The sequence below is a fragment of the Endozoicomonas sp. ALE010 genome (assembly GCF_049310165.1).
Classification (GTDB): Bacteria; Pseudomonadota; Gammaproteobacteria; order Pseudomonadales; family Endozoicomonadaceae; genus Endozoicomonas.
The window spans coordinates 1-4,877 of the sequence record NZ_JBLYNV010000129.1 but is presented as its reverse complement, the minus strand read 5'-3'; the positions used below and the strand labels follow the sequence as shown (position 1 = coordinate 4,877).

At 55.5% G+C, this 4,877-nt stretch carries 7 protein-coding genes; 5 read left to right on the top strand and 2 right to left on the bottom strand.

Features of this window, described 5'->3' with window-relative positions:
• Positions 1–20: 20 nt before the first annotated feature.
• The 3 genes from ACO6UY_RS23880 (at position 21) to ACO6UY_RS23870 (ending at position 2,326) form a co-directional block, all read left to right on the top strand.
• Positions 21–800, top strand: a complete 780-nt coding sequence (locus ACO6UY_RS23880) for a hypothetical protein (RefSeq protein ID WP_422491532.1) — start codon at positions 21–23, stop codon at positions 798–800.
• Between the two features lie 109 nt (positions 801–909).
• Positions 910–1,803 (top strand): hypothetical protein, encoded by an 894-nt coding sequence (locus tag ACO6UY_RS23875; protein ID WP_422451114.1) that lies wholly within the window; start codon positions 910–912, stop codon positions 1,801–1,803.
• Positions 1,804–1,906: 103 nt separating this feature from the next.
• A complete protein-coding gene (locus tag ACO6UY_RS23870; RefSeq protein WP_422451115.1) occupies positions 1,907–2,326 on the top strand; it encodes a hypothetical protein in 420 nt (139 codons plus the stop codon).
• 91 nt (positions 2,327–2,417) lie between these two features.
• Here ACO6UY_RS23870 and ACO6UY_RS23865 read toward each other — a convergent pair whose 3' ends face one another.
• The gene (locus ACO6UY_RS23865; protein ID WP_422491530.1) at positions 2,418–3,662 is read right to left on the bottom strand and encodes an ankyrin repeat domain-containing protein; all 1,245 of its coding nucleotides are present in this window, start codon (positions 3,660–3,662) and stop codon (positions 2,418–2,420) included.
• Between the two features lie 481 nt (positions 3,663–4,143).
• Here ACO6UY_RS23865 and ACO6UY_RS23860 point away from each other — a divergent pair, with 481 nt between their 5' ends.
• Together ACO6UY_RS23860 and ACO6UY_RS23855 are read left to right on the top strand one after the other, a co-directional pair.
• Positions 4,144–4,305, top strand: coding sequence for a hypothetical protein (locus ACO6UY_RS23860; protein WP_422451118.1), 162 nt, complete (start codon positions 4,144–4,146; stop codon positions 4,303–4,305).
• A gap of 17 nt (positions 4,306–4,322) precedes the next feature.
• Positions 4,323–4,619 carry an IS66 family transposase gene (locus ACO6UY_RS23855; protein ID WP_422462947.1) on the top strand — a complete coding sequence of 99 codons (297 nt, stop codon included), beginning with the start codon at positions 4,323–4,325 and terminating at the stop codon, positions 4,617–4,619.
• A 19-nt stretch (positions 4,620–4,638) separates the two neighbouring features.
• Here ACO6UY_RS23855 and ACO6UY_RS23850 read toward each other — a convergent pair.
• Positions 4,639–4,877: hypothetical protein (locus tag ACO6UY_RS23850; protein ID WP_422462945.1), on the bottom strand; the 239-nt coding region annotated here is incomplete at its 5' end.

The window sequence follows — 4,877 nt, the reverse complement described above, 5'->3', positions numbered from 1 at the left end:
TATAAGAGACAGGGCGGATTGTGCGCCTGGCAGAGCAGGAGGCGGGTCAGCGGCCGACACTGCGCCAGGTGTTTGAGCACCAGCTTGGGGCTTTGATGCCTCAGGAGGTCAGCCTGACGGACAGGTACAGGATGATCAAGAACACGCTAGGCACTGTACAAACCCTGGGGGATTACCAGAAGAGGATCTGGCGGGACCGGCAGATCCGGGACCGCCTGGCCACTTTGAAGACTGATTATGCCGATAAATTTGCCGTCATAAACAAACAGACCAGGACGGTATATGACAGTCTTGGCAATATCATGACCAGGGGGAGCGGGGTGCTTGAGGATGGTACCGATTGGGATTGCGATTTTGAGAATAAATTAACCCGGACGCACTGGGAATTCAAACGCAATTATAAAACAGGCAAGGCTGCCAAACATGTCTTTTACATGAGCAACTTGATTGTTCACCAGTTTGAACAGACTGCCCGCCATGAGAGCTGGCTATTGGAACTGCCGACCATCATAGAACGATGTGGGATCACAAATGAACAAACCGTGGAGTGCCTGGTTGAGCATAAAGACAGGTTTGATTCCGACACCTTCGTGAAAGCCTTCCTGGAAACGACTGTGAATGGCAAGAGCACAGTCAGAGTGGCGCAAGACCTGGGACTAATGATTTGTGGCCTGAATGTTTTTTTTGACACCAGGCCAGTTGAGCGGATTGATTGGGATATTGATCCCGATGAGGCCTCAGGAGATTTTAGTGTGCAAGTTCATGTCAGTCCGGACCCGAAGGTGTACGGCGCACCATGAAGTGGGTGAACCATGTTCTGATTGCCGGGTCGGTCACGGCCCAATGCCTGGCTGAAACAGGTAGCGGCGTTGCCGGTACTGGCCCCACACCCGGAAAAGGATAACCCCAGTGAACCCCACAACAGCAGCGACGGAAGCAACGACACAGGCCATTGAGCGCTACCTGGCGGACAACCCCGGCAATGAGCCACTGAACGCCCTTGGCATGACGGCGGACGGGCGGATTGTGCGGTTGGCAGAGCAGGATGAACACCAGCGCCTGGCACTGCAGCAGGCACTTGAGCGCCAGCTTGAGGCGCTGATCCCCCCCAGGGAGGACAAGGCTTTGTGGGACTGGATTGTTGAGGATACGGCCATCACGGAATACCAAACCCTGGAAAACGTCTATACCGGCATCCGCAGAGACCGCAAGATACGGGAAAAATTGCAGGATTCACTCAGCAAACAGGCCGACAAGCTGGAAACAATGCATGCCTTAACGACAACGACGGATTACTACGGCCAGACACGCACCTGTGGGGAAGGGATCACCAACGGACACCCCTGGAAATACCGCTTTTGCAATGAATTCACCCAGAAACACTGGAAGTTCAAGAACAACGTGAAGGAAGGCAACATTAACCCGCACGATATCTATATGAGCACGGTGATTGCCTGGCAGTACCAATGGGCGTTTAAAAAAAAGGGCTGGCCATTGGAATTGCCAAGCACCATTGAGCGATGCGGCATATCGAACCCGGGCACCAATAAGGTGCTGATCGATCATCGGGCAGACTACGGTAGCGAGGCCTTTTGCAAAGCGTTCCTGGAAACGACGGACAACGGCAAAAGCACTGCCAGAGTGGCACAAGCGCTGGGCCTGAAGATTGACCGCCTTGCGGTGCTGTATATGGGCAAGGAAACCGGCAGCATTGATGATCCGCTTGAGTATGACCCGGATCATGTGCCGTTTTCCGTGGTTATACACGTGAGCCCGGACCCGGCGGTGTACGACGCACCATGAAGTGGGTGAACCATGTTCTGATTGCCGGGTCGGTCACGGCCGTTTATGACGTACGACTGGTGCCGCCGACCATTATCGGGACCACTGCGCGGGACTGGATGCAGTGGGTGCTGAAGTTTGTTGGCAGGCCGGTAAAGCACCGGACGGTGGCCCACTATCTGAGCGTGTGGTCGCTGGCGTGGCAGGCCGGGATTTTCCTTCTGCCGGACAATGGCTTAGCACGGTTCTTACAGCGGTTTGTTGGGGTGGGGTGACGCATATTCTGACCGATGCCATGACGGTGTCTGGTGTGCCGTTGTCGTCTTATTCTGACCGGAGATTCCACCTGTTCGGCGGACGTTTCAGAACCGTGGAGCCTGTGGAGTATGGGATCAGCGCTTGTGTGCTATTTGTCTGTATTGGCCTGATGAACTTGATGCCCAGTGGTAGCTGGACACCGTTTTTCTATGACTGGGCGGGGTATTATGAGAGCGGCGTGATTGATGGGTATGAGTGTCGGGTGAATCGGTTCAGGATTTTTTGAACCGCAATGGGTGACGGCTCCCACAGATAAAACCTGAAGCAAAATTCGGCAGGTAAACAAGACTCTCTTGATTAAAACTGCGGGTAGAGAGTCACAGCCTGGTTTCCTCAATGCCCGGCATTAAGGCGACAGTCTCATTCACCGCTATTGTCCTTGGCAGTTTGACGGCTCTCCTTTTTTCTTGAAGGAGGCATTCCAGGCGGCGTTCCGTAACTAGATGGCCGCTCTTGCCTGCAGCCTTCAAAGGCGACCTGGCGAAGCACCATTTAAAGACCCGGTATTTCCCGAGAAAGCAAAGAGCCCATTTCTGTTCCGGGTCAGCGCCCTGTTCAAGCAAAAAATTCAGAACCGCGCCGTACCCGTTCTGGGCAGCGATGAAGAGGGCGGTCGCTCCATCCTTGCAAGCGGCCGACAGGAACGCCCTGACCGCCGTGGACTTGTCCGCCTCCGGCAGGCTTTCAACGGCCTCGTTGAGCGCCCCGACCAGGTATTTCACGACGCCGAGATGCCCGTTCTCGGCTGCGATGTAGAGGGCAGTCGCTCCGTCCTGGCAAGCACTCGACAGGAACGCCCTGACCGCCCTGGACTTGTCCGCCTCCGGCAGGGTTTTCACGGCCTCGTTGAGCGCCTCGATCAGGTATTTCACCACGCCGAGATGCCCGTTCTGGGCAGCGATGTAGAGGGCAGTCGCTCCGCCTTTACACGCGGCCGACAGGAACCTCCTGACCGCCGTGGACTTGTCCGCCTCCGGCAGGTTTCCCACGGCCTCGTTAAGCGCCTCGCTCAGGTATTTCACCACGCCGAGATGCCCGTTCTGGGCAGCGATGTAGAGGGCAGTCGTCCCGCCTTTGCAAGCGGCCGATAGGAACCGCTTGACGGCCGTGGACTTATCCGCCTCTGGCAGGGTTACCACGGCCTCGTTAAGCGCCTCGCTCAGGTATTTTACGACGTCAAGATGACCGTTCTGGGCAGCGATTAAGAAGGCGGTCGCTCCGTTTTCGCAAGCACTCGACAGGAACACCCTGAGCGCCGTGGACTTGTCCGCCTCTGGCAGGTTTCCCACGGCCTCGTTGAGCGCCTTGATCAGGCATTTTGCGACGTTGAGATGCCCGTTCTGGGCAGCGATGTAGAGGGCGGTTGCTCCGTCCCGGCAAGCGGCCGACAGGAATCGCCTGGCGGCCATGGACTTGTCCGCCTCTGGCAGGGTTCCTACGGCCTCTCTGATAGCCCCGATCAGGCATTTCGCGACGGCGAGATGCCCGTATTGGGCAGCGATGAAGAGCGGATACACCTGCCAGGCAGGATTAGCAACTTTCGTCAGGAATGATCTGTTCACCAGAGCCGGATCGTTCGCCAGCAACTCTTGAACCCAGGGAAGATTATTGCCGCGACAGGCCGCCAGTATCGGAGCCTCACCGTTTGGATTTGATCTGTCGTCATCGACAGCACTGGCAAAGGAAGGCGCAGCACTCGGCCCCGATAAGGGGGCGTGTTGAGCGGTTATCCGGAAGGTAGAAAATCGACTCCTGAGAGCATCCATAAACTGACAACTCGATAAGATACGAAAATGGAATTATAGGTGTTCAATCGTTTTTGTCTTTTTTTTCTCGCGTGAAGAAAGGGTCAGGGACGCCAGGGTGGGTGCAGTTTGCAGTCTGCGGAGCGCTGGAGTGCCGGAGCGGGCTGCAAACTGCATCGGCCAGGGAAGGCCGTCTGTCCGCCGGTACGATGGCAGGGATCAGGGAAAGACAAAAATCAGGGTCATCATTTTGCATAACACGTGTCGTTTATGGTGATAAACAATATATTTTTACACAATGAAAGACCTGCCCCCAGCTTTTCTGACCCCAGCTTTTCAGGAACGTATTGAGCTGCCCCCGGAAGAGAAGCAGGGTGCCCTTGAGACCTTCTTCACCAGAGTCCGGGAAGAGCTGGATATCATTCCCAAACCCGCAGTGACCGTTAGCATGCTGGCCTGAATCATCATTGCCAAATATTGCGATGCCTGGCCGGCCGCACCCTGCCATTGTTCCGGCAGGAAAAAATACTGGCACGCTATGGCGGCTCCATTACCCGGACGACCATGGCCAACTGGCTGATCCGGTTGTCCCTGCAACTGCAGTCCCTGATCAACCTGATGGCAGACCATCAGCGGGTCGGCCACATCATGAATGCTGATGAAACCCGGATCCAGGTACTCAAGGAACTCAGCAAGGCCATCCACTCGGATAAGTACATGTGGGTGGCCCACCAAGGCAACCGGCGGGGTTGGCTATTACGCTGGTTAAATTAGCGTTTACGTTCTATTGTTGTCATCCCCAGACGATTCTCCAACTGGAAACAGGTATTCCCCGAAGAAACCATGCAGTCACCTTCCTCCTCAGTAACCACAGACACTCCATCCCCGTTAACATCCACTGAAGCCGGAAGGCACCGGCCAGCAAACAGCCGAAAACAAGGAAGAAAGCGATCCATGTCAGGTTACCAGGTGGAACAGACAACAACGGGCACTGGAACATTTCCACCGCATCAACTGCAATCTGAATCCGGG